The following is a 16,308-nucleotide window of genomic DNA, read 5'->3' as shown; positions in this document are numbered from 1 at the left end:
ACGACCGACGAGGCCAACGACATGGACGCAACCGAAGAAAGCACGCTGCAGGGGCAACTGAAGACCTGGCGCCGCCACCTGCATCAGCATCCGGAGACGGGATTCGAAGAGGTGAACACGTCGGACTACGTCGCACGCATCCTGACGGCGCTCGGGCTCGACGTGCATCGCGGGATCGGCGGCACGGGGCTCGTCGCGAACCTGACGGCGGGCACCGGCAAGCGCGCGATCGGCATCCGCGCGGACATGGATGCACTGAACATCGCCGAGCACGCGCCGGGCCGCGAACACGCATCGCGCACGCCCGGCAAGATGCATGCGTGCGGGCACGACGGCCACATGTCGATGGTGCTTGGCGCCGCACAGCTGCTGGCCGAGCGCAAGGATTTCGACGGCACCGTGCGCTTCATTTTCCAGCCGGCCGAGGAGCATGGCCGCGGCGCGAAGGCGATGATGGCCGACGGGCTGTTCGAGCGCTTCCCGGTCGATGCGATCTTCGGCGCGCACAACATGCCGGGGATGCGGGCGGGCACGTTTTCGACGCGCGCCGGCGGCATCATGGCGAGCGAGGACAACTTCGTGATCCGGATCGACGGGCGCGGCACGCATGCGGCGCGTCCGCATATGGGCATCGATCCGATCGTGATCGGCGCGCAGATCGTGCTCGCGCTGCAGACGATCGTGTCGCGCAATCTCGATCCGGGCCAGCAGGCGGTGATCTCGTGCACGGAGTTCATCACCGACGGGCTGCGCAACGTGCTGCCGTCGACCGTGACGATCAAGGGCGACACGCGCAGCTATTCGCGCGACGTGCAGGCGTTGCTGGCAACGCGGATGCGCGAGATCAGCGAAGGGATCTGCCGCACGCACGGTGCGACCTGCACGTTCGAGTACACGCACGAGTTCGCGCCGACGGTGAACTCGCCGGAATGGGTCGACACGGCCGTGCAGGCCGCGGCGCAGGTCGCGGGTGCGGATGCGGTGAACGCCGACGTGCAGCCGATGATGATCTCGGAGGATTTCGGCGCGTTCCTGCAGGCCGTGCCCGGCAATTTCGTGTTCATCGGCAACGGCGAGGCGGCCGGGCACGGCGGCGTGCCGCTGCATAACGCGGGCTACGATTTCAACGACGAGATCCTGCCGGTGGGGGCACGGTATTTCGCGGAAGTGGCACGGCGCGCGTTGAAGGCGGCGTAGCCCATTGCTGCATGATTCGCATGCGACGGGAAACGGCTCGCCGTGCGGCGTTCCGTTTCACTGTCAGCGACACAAGCGACGCCGCACGCAACGCGTCGCGGCCGCACGCGCGCGATGTGCATCCCGCCGCGAATGTCACTGCATCACACCAGCTCGCCCAGACACGCGTCGAATTGCGCGACGAGCCGGTCGACATCGTCGGCCGTCGTTTGCGGACACACGAGCATCATGTTGTGGAACGGCGTGATCAGCACGCCGCGATTCAGCAGGTACAGGTGCACGATGTGTTCGAGCTCGCTGTCGAGCTGCTCACCGGCGAGCGTCCCGTTGCGCGGCGGCACGGGCGCGAATTGAAACTCGGTGCGCGCGCCGATGCGCGTCACGCACCACGGCAGCCCGTGTTTCGCGATCGCCTGTTCGAGCCCCGTCGCCAGCCGCGCGGCGAGCTCGAACATGTGCGCATACGCCGCGTCGGTCGCGACTTCGGCGAGCGTCGCGCGCGTCGCTCGCATCGCGAGCATGTTCGCGGTGAGCGTCGTGCCGATGCCCGAATGGCCGGGCGGCGCGTTCACCTTCGCCTGCTTCGCGCGATCGGCGAATTCCGCGCTGAACCCGTACACCGCGCACGGCACCCCGCCCGCGATCGGCTTGCCGACCACCAGCATGTCCGGCTCGAGATCGTGTGCGACCGCGTAGCCGCCCGGGCCGCTGCTGATCGTGTGCGTTTCGTCGATCACGAGCAGCGTGCCGTAGCGGCGCGTCAGTTCGCGTGCCGCCGCCCAGAAGCCCGGATCGGGCAGCACCATCCCGATGTTCGTCATCGCGGGCTCGGCGAGCACGCAGGCAACATCGCCGCCTTTCAGCGTCGCTTCGAGCGCGGCCAGGTCGTTGAATTCGACGACGCGCGTGTTCGCGAGCAGGTCGTACGACTGCCCGAGCAGGCTGTCGCGCTGCACCGGGCGGCCGTCGACGAGATCGACGAATACGTCGTCGACCGTGCCGTGATAGCAGCCGTTGAACACGACGATCGTGTTGCGGCCGGTGGCCGCGCGCGCCCAGCGCAGCACGAAGCGGTTCGCGTCGCTCGCGCTCAGCGCGAATTGCCAGACCGGTAGCCGGAAACGGCGCGCGAGTTCGCGCGACACCCACGCGGCATCCTCGCTCGGCAGCATCGTCGTGTAGCCGCGCGTGGCCTGCTCGACGAGCGCGCGCGCGACCGGTTCGGGCGCATGGCCGAACATCGCGCCGGTGTCGCCGAGGCAGAAGTCCACGTAGCGATGGCCGTCGACGTCGGTGAACGTCGCGCCGCGCGCCTCCTTCACATACAGCGAGAACGGCGTCGACCAGTCCTGCATCCAGTGCAACGGCACGCCGAACAGCAGATGCTCGGACGCTTCCGCGGACAGGGCGCGGGAGACCGGCATGGCTTCGGTGAATGCACGGCGCTCGCGATCGAACAGTGCGCGGGCGCGGATGAGGTCGACTCCGTGACGGGAAGGCAAAGGCAGCTCCTGGGCTGTGAAGGTACGGAAACGATAGCGCGGGCGCCGGGGGGATGAACAGAGGCGGAATGACCGAGGCGGGTTGGCGTTGGCGCGACAGCATTGGCCAGCGCCGAGGCGCAGATATTTTTTCTAAAAGTTTTTGCGCATAAACCGGTGCGGGGCGGCCCGGCCCGCTTTATTGCATGGAAAGTTCGTGGGCGCTCACATCTTTGGCGTCGGGTCGGGTGCGGACGAAGCGGGCACAAGGACGCGCCTGGCTGCGTCTGACGATGCCCGTTCGCCGCCGTACCGCGTTACGCGAGGGTCTTGACCATGTGATGTTCGTTGTAGAACCGCCCATCGACGAACATCGAGCGCGGTTCCGTGCCGAACCGGACGAACCCTTGCGACGCATACAGCCGCTCCGCGGTGGCGTTGACCTCGTTCACGCACAGCATCAGCTGCTTGCACTGCCACGCCTGCGCCGCGTGCGCGGTCGCGCTTTCGAGCAGCGTTTGCGCGATGCCTTGCCCGCGATACGCGGGCTCGACGAATACGCCCCAGATGGTCGCCTTGTGCGAGATCTTCACGCGCGCGTCGCGGCGCACGCCGGTGATGCCGACGAGCGTATCGCCGTCGAACGCGCCGAACACGGCGCGTTCGTGGGTCGGCGTGATGCGCGTCGCGAATTCGTCGACCGGCACCTGCGACTCTTCGTCGAGCGTCGGCAGGAATGAGGTGGGCGCGGTGTCGATCGCGCGCAGGCGAACGGTCTGGAAACGGGCGGCGTCGGCCGCGTCGAGCAGGCGGGTCGTGATCGTCATTGGGGGCGTTCCGGCGGAATGCTGCATGAGGCGACGCACGCCGTATCGGGCGCGCGACGCATCGTGCCTATGCTAATCGGAATCCTGCGGCCGCGTGAGCGGGTTGGCGGCATCGCGCGTCTCGGCGGATACCACAAGCGATGGCGGAGCGATCGGGGCGCGGCTTACGATGCGCCGCCGATTCGCGTACCGGCCGCCGCGTTGATCGCCGCCCGTGCATCGAGGATGCCTCGTCCGGGAGGAATCACGCGACACGAGCGTGTGGTTTGCGCGACCGCGGGGAAGCGGGCGGTGCGCTTCAGGATGTCTGCAATATCGCGCGGCGACAGACGCGGGTTGACGAAGCATCAGCGACACGAATTGAAGCGCCGATCCATATCCAGATCCACCGGATCGTCCTGACGGCGTGGGGACGGGGCAGCCCTTCGATTCTCGAGCGCGCCCCTCGATTTGGGGAGTGATCACGATCTCGAACGTTAATTCCCCTTAGTTGTGGGAATCATACGAAATCGCCTAGATAAAACACAATAATCGAGAATTAAATGTCTTGGGCGAGAGTGGCAGTTAACTCTATAATGTTGTGAGTTATGAGGCCTATCGAGCGGGAAGGCACAATATGTTGGATTTGAGCTTCAGCAAGCCTGGCGAAGTCGTCAAACTGCTTTGCGAGCGACTCCGCACGGAGCGGCTGGCATTGCAGATGACGCAAGCCGATGTGGCCGCACGCGCCGGCGTCGGCGCCAATACCGTGTCCAACCTGGAAGCGGGGCGCAATGTGAGTCTCGAGACGGTAGTCCGTGTGGCCATGGTTCTTGGACGAAGCAAGGAACTCGAAGGGCTTTTCTTGCCGAAGCTGGATAGCCTCGAGGACATTCTCCGGTACGAGAAAAGCGCCAAACGTCGGCGTTCCAAGAGGGCAACCAGAAATGATTGAGCGCGTAGACGTTTACTACGATGGCTGGGGGGAACATTGGCGGTGGGGATCGATGGTCTCCACGACAGCCATCACGGCTCGCCCGTTGATTGTGTTCGAGTATAGCGATGAGGCAAAGAAGAGAGGGCTGGAGCTTTCTTCCTACGCGCTGCCATTGAATGGGCCCAAGCTACGTCGCGACTTCCCGCGCCATCAGCTTGGCCTGCCCGGGCCGGTCTATGACTCGTTGCCCGACGGTTGGGGCATGTTGCTGATGGATCGTCTGTTCAAGCGCCGAGGCCTCAACGCGGCACGCATCGGACCGCTCGAGCGGCTGGCTTACATTGGCGGCAATGCGATGGGGGCCATGTCATTCGAGCCCGTGGCGCCGGAGGTTCAGGAGGCGCAGATCCACATTCCCCTCGATCAGCTCGCGGCAGAGGTGCAAGCAGTCCTCAATGGTGAAGGCGGGACGTTCCTTCAGCAGTTACTGCAGATAGGCGGCTCTCCGCAAGGCGCCCGACCCAAAGCACTGGTCTATCGTGATCCGCGCTCCGGCGCCCTTACCACTGCCGCAGTGCCCGGTTTTGAGGCCTGGCTCGTCAAGTTCCCGGCGCAGCAAGAACACCCGGAGGTCTGCGCTATCGAAATGGTTTATGCCGAATGCTTGCGCCTGTGCGGTATCGAGACCCCGGATACGTCGTATTTCAGTTTACCGAACGGGATGGCGGCATTCGCCTCCAGACGGTTTGATCGACAGGGCGAGCAGCGCGTGCCCATGCAAAGTCTTGCCGCGTTTACCGGTGCCGACTACAAAACCCCAGGGGCCTTGGACTACGTGAACTTCTTGCGCGCGACACACATGTGCACCAATGATGTCCGGGAGAAGGGGCTGGCGTTCGAACGAGCCGTGTTCAATATCGCGTTCAACAATCGGGATGATCACCCCAAGAATTTCGCCTATATCATGTCGTCCTCCGGTGAATGGAGGCTGGCGCCGGCCTACGACGTCACATTTTGCGAGGGGCCGGGTGGGTACCACCAGATGGACGTCATGGGGGCGGCCCTGGAGATCCGCAGAGCAGATGTGCTCCGACTTGCTGAGGAAGCCGAAGTTTCAGCGGCGGCAGCCGCTGGCATCATCGACCGGTTTTGCAACGTGGCCAGCCAGTTTGCGACCCTGGCCAGGAATGGGTACCCGGATGTGATCACCGCAGAAACGCTGCGCACCATTCAAAGCCGAATCGATGAGAACATCGCTCTGCTTCGCTGAAGTCGCGAGGCTTCCGAGGCGGCGGCAGGTTCGCGAATTCGCTTGATTATCGGAAGATTTGCTGTCGCGGCCACGTGAGCAGCGAAGGCGTTGTGCGATGACGGAACGATCGGGCGAGGCGGTCGCGAAGCCGCGATGCGTCGCAGGTGCGCATCGATCAGGCCATGCGCGCGACGCGACGAAGGTCGTCGACGAGCGGGAGAAACAAAACGAGCCCGATGCCACGCATCGGGCTCTGCGAGCGAACTACGCACACGCGGCATCAATACCGCGCCAGCTGATTGCCGTTGATCTGCACGCGGTCGCCCGGACGCAGGTTGCCCGGCGACTGCACGTCGAACGAGCGCATCGTGCCGTCGCTCACCTGCACGTCGATCCGGTAGCTGCTCGGGCCTTGCGAGGCACCCATCTGCTGGCCGATCTGGTTGCCGGCCACCGCACCGCCGAGCGCGCCGATCACGGTCGCCGCATCGCGGCCGTGGCCGCGGCCGAACTGGTTGCCCACCAGGCCGCCGACCAGCGCACCGACGACGGTGCCGGCGACGCCCGACGGGCCGACCGAGCCGTTGACCGGCTGGATGTTCGAGACCGTGCCGTACTGTGTGCCGTAGCCGTTGCCGTACTGGTTTCCGTATTGCTGCTGGTTGCCGTACTGGTCATACGGTTGCGGCACCTGGTTCGGATACGGCTGTTGCTGCTGCACGTAGCCCGGTTGCGAATACGCGGGCTGCGCGTAGCCGGGCGTTGCGTATTGCTGCTGCTGCGGATACCCCGGCTGCGCGCCGTAGTAACCCGGCGCGACGCAGGCGGTCAGCGGAAGCGCCGCGACGGCGACGAGCGAGGCGAACAGAACGGTCTTCGTGGAAGGCATGCGCATCATGATGATTCCTGCATCGGCAACGGGTTCGCCGACGAAAGCCGGGACGGGTGGCGAACTCGGCGTGAGTATAAGGAATGGCCGGTGGCGCGTCCGGTGCGGCCGGGTAACAACGTGTAAAGTCTGTTGCCGCGTAAATCGCTGCCCGGGCGGGGCGCTGAAACGAGGCCCGGCGAGGGCGCGAGACGGCCGCCGGACGCCCGCTTTCCGGTGATGCCGACGCTGCGCGGCCATCGGTTTTTCCGCGGTTCTTCACCGCGATCCTGCCCCATCGCCGCGCCAGGTTCGGCGGGCGCGCACGCCGCGCATCGCGAAATCGAATGCGCGGCATCGCGACATTTAATTGGTCTCGGGCGACGGCGTTCGATATCGTGGCCGGATTCCCTGCCAACGGTCGCGCCGCGCCGGCTGCGGTTCCTTCCCCAGTCCGCGCCGGTGACGTGCCGCGACCGCCCCACATTCCGAGCCATGACCGATCGTATCTTCATCAACGCCGTCGACGCCGGCGGCCAGCCCATCAACCTCGTCGTCCGTGACGGCCGCTTTGCCGCGATCGGCGCCGATTGCGCCGCCGCGCCCGGCGCGGAAACGATCGACCTCGACGGCCGCGTCGTGCTGCCCGGCTTCGTCGACGGCCACATCCACCTCGACAAGAGCTTCGTCGGCGATCGCTGGGTGCCGCACGAACCGGTCGGCACGCTGCGCGAGCGGCTCGCGGTCGAGAAGCGCCAGCTCGCGGCCGCGCCGCCGATCGTCGAACGCGCGAATGCACTGATCGCGCAGGCCGCCGCATTCGGCACGGTCGCGATGCGCAGCCACGTCGACGTCGATGCGACCACGGGCCTGTCGAACCTGCAGGCCGTGATGGCCGCGCGCGAGCAATGGCGCGGGATCGTCGATATCGAACTCGTCGCGTTCCCGCAGGCCGGCGTCGTCACGTGCCCGGGTACCGCCGAGATCCTCGATGCAGCCGTGCGCGAAGGCGCGGACGTGGTCGGCGGGATCGACCCGACGACGCTCGACGGCGATGCGGACGGCCAGCTCGACATCGTGTTCGGCATCGCCGAGAAGCGCGGCGCGAAGATCGACATCCACCTGCACGAGCCGGGTGAGACGGGCATCGCGCAACTGCTGCGGATCGCGGCGCGCACGCGCGCGGCGGGGCTCGGCGGCCGTGTGAACGTGAGCCATGCGTACGCGCTCGGCCAGGTGAGCGATGGCGACGTGCAACGCACCGCGGCGGCACTGGCCGAAGCCGGCGTGTCGATCCTGACGAATGCGCCGGGCGACTGCGCGTTTCCGCCGGTACAGCCGCTGCGCGACGCGGGCGTGCACGTGTTCGCGGGCAACGACAACATCCGCGACGCATGGTGGCCGTACGGCAACGGCGACATGTTGCAACGCGCGATGATGGTCGGCTATCGGTCGGGCTTCTACACCGACGAAGCGCTCGGCATCGCGCTGGACATGGCGACGCACGCCGGCGCGCGCGTGATCGGCAAGGACAACTATGGAATCGCGGTCGGCTGCGAGGCGACGTTCGTCGCGGTGCGTGCGCCGAATGCGGCGGCGGCCGTCGCGGGCGTGCCGGCCGAGCGCTGGGTGTTCCGCCGCGGCGAAAGCGACACGGGCGCGCCGTTCGCTCCCGCGCTGCGCTTCACGCGCCGACCGATCTGACCGGCGGCACGGCACGCGCCGTGCTCCCTTCGCACTGATTGCGCCGACCGACCCCACTGACCCCACCGGAACCGACATGACGAACCTGCTGATCCGCAACGTCCGTCCGAGCGCCGACGCTGCGCTCGACATCCTGATCGAAGGCGATCGCATCGCGCGCGTCGGCCCGTCGCTCGACGCGCCCGCCGGCTGCGCGATCGAGGACGGCGCGGGCGCGCTCGCGCTGTCCGGCCTCGTCGAGGGCCACACGCACCTCGACAAGACGCACTGGGGGATGCCGTGGTATCGCAACCAGGTCGGGCCGCGCCTCGTCGACCGGATCGAGAACGAGCGCCACTATCGCGCGACGAGCGGTCATGACGCGGGCATCGCGTCGCTCGCGCTGGCGCGCGCGTTCCTCGCGGCCGGCACGACGCGCATCCGCACGCACGTCGACATCGATACCGAAGCCGGGCTGCGGCATCTGCACGGCGTGCTCGCGACGCGCGAGACGCTGCGCGGGCAGGTCGAGATCCAGATCGTCGCGTTTCCGCAGTCGGGCGTGCTCAAGCGGCCGGGCACCGACGCACTGCTGTCCGAAGCCCTTGCCGCCGGTGCCGATCTGCTCGGCGGGCTCGACCCGTGCGCGATCGAAGGCGATCCGGTCGAGGCGGTGGACGTGCTGTTCGCGATCGCCGAACGCCACGGCCGCGGGCTCGACCTTCACCTGCACGAGCGCGGATCGATGGGCGCGTACTCGCTCGACCTGATCCTGCAGCGCACGGCCGCGCACGGCATGCAGGGCAAGGTGACGATCAGCCACGGGTTCTGTCTCGGCGATGCCGCCGAACGCGAGCGCGATGCGCTGCTCGCGCGGATGGCCGAACTCGGTGTCGGGCTCGTCACGACCGCGCCGGCGGCGGTGCCCGTGCCGCCGGTGGCCGCGTGCCGCGCGGCGGGCGTGACGGTCATCGGCGGCAACGACGGCGTGCGCGATACGTGGACGCCGTACGGGTCGCCCGACATGCTCGAACGCGCGATGCTGATCGGCATGCGCAACGATTTCCGCCGCGACGATGCGCTCGAAGTCGCGCTCGACTGCGTGACGCACAGCGCGGCGCGCGGTTGCGGCTTCGACGGTTACGGGCTGCAGCCGGGCAGCCGCGCGGACGTCGTGCTGGTCGATGCGCTGACATTCGCCGAGGCCGTCGTTGCGCGGCCGGTGCGGCGGCTCGTCGTGTCGTCGGGGAAGATCGTTGCGCGTAACGGCGCGCTGGTTTGAGTGAGGCCTGAGCGCCGCGTCGCCCCGGTATGATCCGGTTTTCAGCCGGACTTCCCGGGAGACGACGATGCGACGCACGAGAGCGGCACAGGCCGCACGATGGATGGCGGCGGCCCTCTTCGCCATGAGCGCCGCGCATGCGGTGGCGGCGGGGCCCACGGACGCGCAGCAGGAAGCCAACCGGCGGACGGTGCTCGCGTTCTACGAAAAAGGCCTGAACGAGAAGGATGCGGACGCCGCGCTCGCGTACGTCGGCGATCGCTACGTGCAGCACAACCCGAACGCGGCCGACGGCCGCGACGGCTTTCGCAAGTTCGTCGCGTTCCTGCGCGACAAATATCCGCAGTCGCACAGCGAGATCAGGCGCTCGTTCGTCGACGGCGACTACGTGATCCTGCACGTGCATGCGGTGCGTGAACCCGGCACGCGCGGCAGCGCGATCATGGACATCTTCCGGCTCGAGAACGGCAAGATCGTCGAGCACTGGGACGTCAATCAACCCGTGCCCGAGCAGGCCGCGAACGGGAATACGATGTTCTGACGGGTGGCGGGTGCCCGCAATCTCATCGCAACGACCGTGCCGGTGCCGCTGCGGTGTCCTTCACGTTGCCGCCGCATCCAGCCTTCTTGCTACTCCTCGAGCTCCAGCATCGTCGCGAGCGCCTTCGTCAGTTCGCTGACCATCGGGTCGGCCGTCGGCCGATGCAGGATCGCGATATCCATGTGCTCGATCGGCGCGAAGCCCTGCTTCGCGGTCAGCACGACGTGCTCGTCCGTCACCACGCGCGCCGGCAGCACGCTGATGCCGAGCCCATCTGCCACGGCGGCCTGGATGCCGCTCAGGCTCGACGTCGTGAAGCTGATCCGCCAGCGGCGGCCGCGCTCCTCGATCGCCTTGATCATGTCGTCGCGATAGAGCCCGCGCGGCGGGAATACGACGATCGGCACCGGGTCGAGATCGATCGACGGATGCTTCGCGCTGTCGATCCAGCGCAGCTTCTCGGGCCAGCGCACGACGGCCTCGCGGCTGTCGCGCCGCTGCTTGATCAGCGCGAGGTCGAGCTCGCCACGGTCGTATGCCGCGCTGATGTCGCGGCTCAGCCCGCACATCACTTCGAGCTTCACCTGCGGATGCGCGCGCTTGAACGCCGCGAGCGCATGCGTCGTGCGGCCCGCCGCGAAATCGTCGGGCACGCCGAGGCGGATCGTCAGCGCGACCGTGGCGCCCGACAGCGCTTCCAGCATTTCGTCGTTCAGCGCGATCATGCGACGCGCATAGCTGAGCACCGTCACGCCCGCGTCGGTCGGCCGCACGTCGCGCGTGCCGCGGTCGAGCAGGCGGTGGCCGGCGATTTCCTCGAGCCGGCGCACCTTCTGGCTGATCGTCGACTGCGTCGAATGCAGGCGCGCGGACGCTGTCGTGAAGCTGCCGCAGTCGGCGACCATCACGAGCGCGCGCAGCAGGTCGAGGTCGAACAGGGGTCTATTCATTTATGCACTTCTGTGGATTCGAACATTTCATTTCCAAATGCGTGCGACGACTTTTAACATGGCCGGACACCGCGGGCAATCGCGGTTTCGCCGGACCCGGCGCGGCGTTGCGCGGCGCGGCGCCACGGGGGCGCCTGACGCATGGCATCGGCCGCGCATCGGCGTGCGCGGCACGCAAGGAGGGAGCGGGATGTTTTTCAAACGGATCGCGATCATCGGCTCGTTTGCGTTGACCACGCTCACGTCGGCGGTGGCCGCCGCCGCCGGCGGCGCGCTCGAGGGCCGGCTGCGCAGCGCGGCCGATCGCGGCGATGCGGGCGAAGTGCGCACGCTGCTCGATGCGAGCGTGAACGTCGACCATGCGAACCGGCTCGGCTGGACCGCGCTGCTGGAGGCGATCATGCTTGGCGACGGCAGCGAGCGGTACATGCGGATCGTGCAGCTGCTCGTGGACGGGCGCGCGAGCGTCAATCTGGCCGATTCGAACGGTGCGACGCCGCTGCAGCATGCGCGGCGGCGCGGGTACGGGGCGAACGAGCGGGTGTTGGGGGCGGCGGGGGCGCGGTAGGGGGCACCTGCGGCGCGATTTTTGTTCGGGTGTGCCGCCGGGAAGTTTCCGCAGGAATGCTTCGGCCAGTTCGACGCAACAGTCGAACGACGGCGTGCAGCCGAGTGTCCGGAGGTCGTCGAATCGTGGCTGTACGAACGCCCGATGCGCCTTGAGCAGACGCAGAAACGTATCACGATGCCGGACGAGGAATGCACCGGCTGCCATCAGGCTCTCTGGTTCACGCTCGATGACCAGGCACAGATCGAACAGGTCACGCGCGGTCGGTCGATCGCCACGGTGCCACATTTTCTTGGCGACGATCTCCGCGGAAGTCTCGACCCTGACGACGTGATCCATCAGCATCCATTCGTCGTAGCCGGGAGACGTCAGATTCCGGGAGACCACGACGTCGATTTCGCCGTCGGGCAGCACGAGCTTCACGAACCCCGCGTGTTCCTCGTAGTTCGTCGCGATGTCGGCTGCCGTGTCGCTGATGCGTGGATTCACGCACCCGAGATACTGTGGATCGGTACGAAGATGTCGACATCCTTGCTGACGCGATGGCCGTGGCGCAGCATCAGGACTGTGCCACCGCCAAAGGTCCAGAACGGATTCGACGTGCCGTGCTTCCGTATCTCTTCGATCAGTGCCAGCGCGTGACGGAAGAGACCTTGCCACGGACCGTCGGGCAAGGTGGAGGGTGCAGTCATGCCCATACCTCCCGGTACAGATGAAGATCCTTCGACCATGCGGCGAGGTTTTTCCAGATGGTCCGAAGGGGCGTGCCTGAGCGCTCGGCTGCTTCCTCGGCGGCTTTCACCACCACCGGCAGCGGCACTTCGTCGAGGATGACGGAAAACTGCGATTCATAGCCCGTCGGAATCCGTCCGGTAGCCAACGCGTCGGCCAGCAGTCGTTCGGTCAATTCACCCTTGTAGCTGACGTTTGAGCTCACAACGGCCTGGTAGAGACCGTTTTGCGGCTGCCGCGGTAGCGCCAGGAGTTCAATGCCGAGCACGCTGAGCAGCGGAATCAGCTTGTTGACGCCGAGATCCTTGACCTTGCCCGATTCGAGCTGGTTCACGGTGAGGCGAGACAAGCCGGCGAGCTTCGCAAGTTGAGCCTGTGTGAGGTCGAGTTCCGCCCGCCGTTTCGCAACAGCCTGGCCAATTTCATAGAGTTGCATGGCGACCTCCCGGCGCGGGTATAGCGATCTCGGATGTAAAGTATATCTTACATATTTGGGCGAGTTTTCGTCCTTGGGGAATTCCATCGTTGTATAGGGTGCATCGGCCACGCGGCTGGACAAGCATTGGGCGAGACCGTGCTGGGGTCCCCGGTATAGACATCGCCATCTCACAGATATCCGGAACAACACGCCCTGTGGCGGGCGTGCGTCGCGCAGGGTCAACCCCCCAAGAATGCAAGAAAATCCCAGCCAAACAGGCACGTTGCAGGCGCCACTGCATTCTTCCTTCCCGATTCAAGTCTCGGCTGGCCCTCCCTCCACCCCGCCCCCGTTTCCCCCCGCTTGCGCTCGAAAATTAGGCAGTCTAGACTGCATCGCAGTTTCATCGAAGTCCCTGCCTTTCGCGCACCGCCCCACCGGACGCCGGCGTTCGCCCGCCGCGTCGAGACCTTCAAGGACCCGCCATGAACCGCACTGCAAAGCTTCTCGTTACCGCGCTGGCGTTCGCCCCGCTCGTGTCGTTCGCGCAGGACGCGTCGACGATCCGCTGGGGCATCGACCCCACGTATCCGCCGTTCGAGGCGAAGCAGCCCGACGGCTCGCTCGCCGGCTTCGACATCGACCTGCGCAATGCGATCTGCGAGCAGCTGCATGCGAAGTGCGTGTGGGTCGAGCAGGGCTTCGACGGAATGATCCCGGCGCTGCGCGCGCGCAAGTTCGACGTGATCATGTCGGCGATGACGGCCACCGACGAGCGGCTCAAGCAGATCGACTTCTCGAACAAGCTGTATGCGTCGCCGGGTGCGCTCGTCGCGCCGGCCGGCTCGACGCTGCTGCCGACCGCCGCGTCGCTCGCGGGCAAGCGCGTCGGGATCGACCAGGGCACGACGCAGGAGGCGTACGCGAAGGCCGAATGGGCGACCAAGGGCGTGACGATCGTCTCGTACCAGAACCAGGACCAGGTGTACCAGGATCTCGTCAACGGCCGCCTCGACGCGACCTTCCAGGACAAAACGCAGGCCGGCTACTCGTTCCTGAAGACGCCGCGCGGCAAGGGCTACGCGTTCGCGGGGCCCGACGTGACCGACGTGCGGATCACCGGCTACGGCGTCGCGATGGGCGTGCGCAAGGGCGACGACGCGATGAAGAAGCGGCTGAACGACGCGATCGTCGCGATCCGCGCGAACGGCACGTACCAGAAGATCGCCGCGAAATATTTCGACTTCGACATCTACGGCGCGAAGCAGCAGCTGACTTCGGCACCGTGACCCCGTCACTCATTCCATCGACAGGCACACCATGACGAGTATCCAGGATCGCGTCGCGCAAGCCGTGACGCCCGAACTGATCGCCGCGTTCCGCGAGGAAGGGGCGGTCTGCATCAAGGGCATCTTCTCGCCCGACGAAGTCGCCGCGCTGCGCGCCGGCATCGACACGAATCTCGCGCAGCCGAGCGCGCGCGCGAAAGTCGCGAGCCGGCCCGACGATCCGGGCTGGTTCTTCGAGGATTTCTGCAACTGGCAGCACAACGACGCGTATCGCGACTTCATCGTGCGCTCGCCGGCGCCGTCGGTGGCCGCCGCGCTGATGGGCACCGAGCACGTGCGGCTGCATCACGACCACCTGCTCGTGAAGGAGCCCGGCACGCGGCAGCGTACGCCGTGGCACCAGGATCAGCCGTACTACAACATCGAGGGCGACGACAACGTCAGCATGTGGATTCCGGTCGATCCGGTGCCGCTGGAATCGACGCTGGAATTCGTCGCGGGCTCGCATCGCGGGCCGTGGCTGATGCCGCGCACGTTCATGGACAAGGAAGCGAAGTGGTTTCCGGAAGGCAGCCTGGCCGACTTGCCCGACATCGAAGGCGATCGCGCGGCGTTTCCGATCCGCCACTGGGCGCTCGAGCCCGGTGACATGGTGTGCTTCCGGATGCTCACGCTGCACGCGTCGGGCGGGACGCAGAACCGCCGGCGCGCGTTCTCGATCCGGTTCGTCGGCGACGATGTCCGTCACGCGCCGCGCCGCTGGAAGACGTCGCCCGATTTCCCCGGGCTCGCGGCGCAACTGCCCGACGGCGCGCCGCTCGATCACCCGCTGTTTCCGGTCGTGTGGTCGCGCGGCACGGGGCAGGCCGGCGCAATCTGACAGCCGAATGTAACGAGCAAGGCGGCCGTTTCGTGGCGAAGCGGCCGCCTTGCTCGTTCATGCGCCGGGTGTAACGAAGATTCAGGTCGGGTGGCGTCCGGCGCCCGGCTTGAAGCGCGAGCCGAGCCGGTAGCGGTTGCCCGGATGCAGGAAGTGCACGAACGTGACGGGCAGCCCGTTCGTCCAGGTGCGGCGCGTGAGCGTGAGGCATGGCTCGTCCGCGCGCATGTCGAGCAGCCGCGCCTGTTCGCCGGTCGGCAGCGACGCATCGACCACGTGCTCGATCTCCAGTTCGTAGTGCGACACGTTGTTGTACAGGTATTCGGACGGCGGTTCGACCTGGAAATCCCGGTCGATGAAACCGGGCGCGGCGGCCGGGTTCACGTAGCGATCCTCGAGCTGGATCGGGCGGCCGTTTTCCTCGTGCACGCACACCACGTGAAAAACCGGCGTATTGACCGGCAGGCCGAACGCGGCCGCGACGTCGAACGACGCGGGTTCGCTCGACTGGCTCAGCACGCGGCAGCGGTATTCGTGCCCGCGTGCACGGATTTCGTCGCGGATGTGCGCGATCATCAGCAGGTTCGACTGCGGCTTCACTTCGGCGACGAAGGTGCCGACGCCCGCGATGCGCTTCAGCACGCCTTCCTCGGTCAGCTCGCGCAGCGCGCGGTTGACCGTCATGCGCGCGACGCCGAACTGCGCGGCGAGATCGAGCTCGGATGGAATGCGGTCCCCGGGGCGCCAGTCGCCCGATTCGACGTTCTGGCGAACGAGCGTCTTGATCTGCTGGAACGGTGCGGTGGCCTTCGTGACCATCGGGGATCCTTGCGCGAAGAGGTGACGATGCTAGTCGTCGTGACTGACGACGACCAGGATCTCCGCCTGCGCGGCGCCGAGGCTGCGCGTGCGGTGCGGGATGAGTGCGTTGAAATAGACTGAATCGCCGGTCTTGAGTTGCACCGTCTCGTTCGGAAATTCGATTTCGACACGCCCCTTGTGCACGAACAGGAATTCCTCACCCTCGTGCTCACGGAACGTCGATGCGACGAACTCGTGCGGCGGATGCACGACGAACGGCAGCATCTTCTTCGGCGCGACGCCGGCCGCGATGCTCTCGAAGCGGTGCGCGTGGCTGTCGCCCGCCGCGCCCATCGCCGTGCGCTCGCCGGCGCGCGTGACCGTGATCAGCTCGCGGTTGCGGCTTTCCGAGAACAACTGCTCGACGTCGACGTTCAGTGCCTTCGACAGCTTCAGCGCAACCGCGATCGACGGCACGCTCAGGCCGCGCTCGACTTTCGACAGGTAGCTCTTGGTGAGGCCCGTCTCGTCGGCCAGCACATCGAGCGTCCAGCCCTTCTGTTTTCTGAGCAGCTTCAGGCGAATCGTCATGGGGCGCCAGGTGTCCTTCGAAAAACCGATTG

Annotated in this window: 17 protein-coding genes and 1 pseudogene; 9 read left to right on the top strand and 9 right to left on the bottom strand. The window is 66.5% G+C overall.

What is annotated here, in order from left to right; genetic code table 11:
• Positions 1-21 precede the first annotated feature (21 nt).
• Positions 22-1,197, top strand: a complete 1,176-nt coding sequence (locus G3N64_RS14380; protein ID WP_205784549.1) for a M20 aminoacylase family protein — start codon at positions 22-24, stop codon at positions 1,195-1,197.
• 143 nt (positions 1,198-1,340) lie between these two features.
• Here the strand turns inward: G3N64_RS14380 and G3N64_RS14375 are convergent, their stop codons facing one another.
• A complete protein-coding gene (locus tag G3N64_RS14375) occupies positions 1,341-2,699 on the bottom strand; it encodes an aspartate aminotransferase family protein (protein WP_205784548.1) in 1,359 nt (452 codons plus the stop codon).
• Between the two features lie 296 nt (positions 2,700-2,995).
• The gene (locus G3N64_RS14370) at positions 2,996-3,505 is read right to left on the bottom strand and encodes a GNAT family N-acetyltransferase (RefSeq protein WP_205784547.1); all 510 of its coding nucleotides are present in this window, start codon (positions 3,503-3,505) and stop codon (positions 2,996-2,998) included.
• A 619-nt stretch (positions 3,506-4,124) separates the two neighbouring features.
• On the opposite strand from G3N64_RS14370, the gene G3N64_RS14365 reads away from it, so the two are divergent.
• On the top strand, positions 4,125-4,439 hold the full coding sequence (locus G3N64_RS14365; RefSeq protein ID WP_346778816.1) for a helix-turn-helix transcriptional regulator: 315 nt from the start codon (positions 4,125-4,127) through the stop codon (positions 4,437-4,439).
• A complete protein-coding gene (locus tag G3N64_RS14360) occupies positions 4,432-5,691 on the top strand; it encodes a type II toxin-antitoxin system HipA family toxin (RefSeq protein ID WP_205784545.1) in 1,260 nt (419 codons plus the stop codon). Before G3N64_RS14365 ends, G3N64_RS14360 begins: the two co-directional genes overlap by 8 nt.
• 262 nt (positions 5,692-5,953) lie before the next feature.
• On the opposite strand, the gene G3N64_RS14355 is transcribed toward G3N64_RS14360, so the two are convergent.
• Positions 5,954-6,571, bottom strand: coding sequence for a glycine zipper 2TM domain-containing protein (locus tag G3N64_RS14355; RefSeq protein ID WP_205784544.1), 618 nt, complete (start codon positions 6,569-6,571; stop codon positions 5,954-5,956).
• A 465-nt stretch (positions 6,572-7,036) separates the two neighbouring features.
• Here G3N64_RS14355 and G3N64_RS14350 point away from each other — a divergent pair, with 465 nt between their 5' ends.
• From G3N64_RS14350 to G3N64_RS14340, 3 genes are all read left to right on the top strand, one after another.
• Entirely contained in the window at positions 7,037-8,245 is a 1,209-nt protein-coding gene (locus G3N64_RS14350; protein WP_205784543.1) for an amidohydrolase family protein, read from the top strand.
• A 76-nt stretch (positions 8,246-8,321) separates the two neighbouring features.
• Positions 8,322-9,506: an amidohydrolase family protein gene (locus G3N64_RS14345; protein ID WP_205784542.1), complete on the top strand. Its 1,185-nt coding sequence runs from the start codon at positions 8,322-8,324 to the stop codon at positions 9,504-9,506.
• A 67-nt stretch (positions 9,507-9,573) separates the two neighbouring features.
• Positions 9,574-10,047, top strand: coding sequence for a nuclear transport factor 2 family protein (locus G3N64_RS14340; protein WP_205784541.1), 474 nt, complete (start codon positions 9,574-9,576; stop codon positions 10,045-10,047).
• Between the two features lie 89 nt (positions 10,048-10,136).
• On the opposite strand, the gene G3N64_RS14335 is transcribed toward G3N64_RS14340, so the two are convergent.
• Positions 10,137-10,997, bottom strand: coding sequence for a LysR family transcriptional regulator (locus G3N64_RS14335; RefSeq protein WP_205784540.1), 861 nt, complete (start codon positions 10,995-10,997; stop codon positions 10,137-10,139).
• A gap of 190 nt (positions 10,998-11,187) precedes the next feature.
• On the opposite strand from G3N64_RS14335, the gene G3N64_RS14330 reads away from it, so the two are divergent.
• Positions 11,188-11,565, top strand: a complete 378-nt coding sequence (locus tag G3N64_RS14330; protein WP_205784572.1) for an ankyrin repeat domain-containing protein — start codon at positions 11,188-11,190, stop codon at positions 11,563-11,565.
• 183 nt (positions 11,566-11,748) lie between these two features.
• On the opposite strand, the pseudogene G3N64_RS40400 reads toward G3N64_RS14330, so the two are convergent.
• The 3 genes and pseudogenes from G3N64_RS40400 to G3N64_RS14320 all read right to left on the bottom strand — a co-directional run.
• A pseudogene (locus G3N64_RS40400) lies at positions 11,749-11,904 on the bottom strand (nucleotidyl transferase AbiEii/AbiGii toxin family protein); the annotation flags it as partial.
• A 146-nt stretch (positions 11,905-12,050) separates the two neighbouring features.
• Entirely contained in the window at positions 12,051-12,257 is a 207-nt protein-coding gene (locus tag G3N64_RS40395) for a nucleotidyl transferase AbiEii/AbiGii toxin family protein (RefSeq protein ID WP_346778815.1), read from the bottom strand.
• Positions 12,254-12,733 (bottom strand): helix-turn-helix domain-containing protein, encoded by a 480-nt coding sequence (locus tag G3N64_RS14320; RefSeq protein WP_205784539.1) that lies wholly within the window; start codon positions 12,731-12,733, stop codon positions 12,254-12,256. Before G3N64_RS14320 ends, G3N64_RS40395 begins: the two co-directional genes overlap by 4 nt.
• 467 nt (positions 12,734-13,200) lie before the next feature.
• Here G3N64_RS14320 and G3N64_RS14315 point away from each other — a divergent pair, with 467 nt between their 5' ends.
• Entirely contained in the window at positions 13,201-14,004 is an 804-nt protein-coding gene (locus G3N64_RS14315) for an ABC transporter substrate-binding protein (protein ID WP_205784538.1), read from the top strand.
• Between the two features lie 31 nt (positions 14,005-14,035).
• The gene (locus tag G3N64_RS14310) at positions 14,036-14,884 is read left to right on the top strand and encodes a phytanoyl-CoA dioxygenase family protein (RefSeq protein ID WP_205784537.1); all 849 of its coding nucleotides are present in this window, start codon (positions 14,036-14,038) and stop codon (positions 14,882-14,884) included.
• Positions 14,885-14,965: 81 nt separating this feature from the next.
• Here the strand turns inward: G3N64_RS14310 and hutC are convergent, their stop codons facing one another.
• Together hutC and G3N64_RS14300 are read right to left on the bottom strand one after the other, a co-directional pair.
• Entirely contained in the window at positions 14,966-15,703 is a 738-nt protein-coding gene (gene hutC, locus G3N64_RS14305; protein WP_205784536.1) for a histidine utilization repressor, read from the bottom strand.
• A gap of 30 nt (positions 15,704-15,733) precedes the next feature.
• Positions 15,734-16,276, bottom strand: a complete 543-nt coding sequence (locus G3N64_RS14300; protein ID WP_205784535.1) for an XRE family transcriptional regulator — start codon at positions 16,274-16,276, stop codon at positions 15,734-15,736.
• Positions 16,277-16,308 lie beyond the last annotated feature (32 nt).

The sequence above is a fragment of the Burkholderia sp. Ac-20344 genome, assembly GCF_017104975.1.
In the GTDB taxonomy this organism is placed as follows: domain Bacteria; phylum Pseudomonadota; class Gammaproteobacteria; order Burkholderiales; family Burkholderiaceae; genus Burkholderia.
This window is presented reverse-complemented; position numbering and strand designations above follow the sequence as displayed.

Coding starts and splice junctions, on each gene's coding strand:
- G3N64_RS14345 (WP_205784542.1), top strand. CDS start 8,322: ATGACGAACCTGCTGATCCGCAACGTCCGTCCGAGCGCCGACGCTGCG.
- G3N64_RS14355 (WP_205784544.1), bottom strand. CDS start 6,571: ATGATGCGCATGCCTTCCACGAAGACCGTTCTGTTCGCCTCGCTCGTC.
- G3N64_RS14340 (WP_205784541.1), top strand. CDS start 9,574: ATGCGACGCACGAGAGCGGCACAGGCCGCACGATGGATGGCGGCGGCC.
- G3N64_RS14370 (WP_205784547.1), bottom strand. CDS start 3,505: ATGACGATCACGACCCGCCTGCTCGACGCGGCCGACGCCGCCCGTTTC.
- G3N64_RS14380 (WP_205784549.1), top strand. CDS start 22: ATGGACGCAACCGAAGAAAGCACGCTGCAGGGGCAACTGAAGACCTGG.
- G3N64_RS14315 (WP_205784538.1), top strand. CDS start 13,201: ATGAACCGCACTGCAAAGCTTCTCGTTACCGCGCTGGCGTTCGCCCCG.
- G3N64_RS14330 (WP_205784572.1), top strand. CDS start 11,188: ATGTTTTTCAAACGGATCGCGATCATCGGCTCGTTTGCGTTGACCACG.
- G3N64_RS14360 (WP_205784545.1), top strand. CDS start 4,432: ATGATTGAGCGCGTAGACGTTTACTACGATGGCTGGGGGGAACATTGG.
- G3N64_RS14320 (WP_205784539.1), bottom strand. CDS start 12,733: ATGCAACTCTATGAAATTGGCCAGGCTGTTGCGAAACGGCGGGCGGAA.
- hutC (WP_205784536.1), bottom strand. CDS start 15,703: ATGGTCACGAAGGCCACCGCACCGTTCCAGCAGATCAAGACGCTCGTT.
- G3N64_RS14310 (WP_205784537.1), top strand. CDS start 14,036: ATGACGAGTATCCAGGATCGCGTCGCGCAAGCCGTGACGCCCGAACTG.
- G3N64_RS14335 (WP_205784540.1), bottom strand. CDS start 10,997: ATGAATAGACCCCTGTTCGACCTCGACCTGCTGCGCGCGCTCGTGATG.
- G3N64_RS14350 (WP_205784543.1), top strand. CDS start 7,037: ATGACCGATCGTATCTTCATCAACGCCGTCGACGCCGGCGGCCAGCCC.
- G3N64_RS14300 (WP_205784535.1), bottom strand. CDS start 16,276: ATGACGATTCGCCTGAAGCTGCTCAGAAAACAGAAGGGCTGGACGCTC.
- G3N64_RS40395 (WP_346778815.1), bottom strand. CDS start 12,257: ATGACTGCACCCTCCACCTTGCCCGACGGTCCGTGGCAAGGTCTCTTC.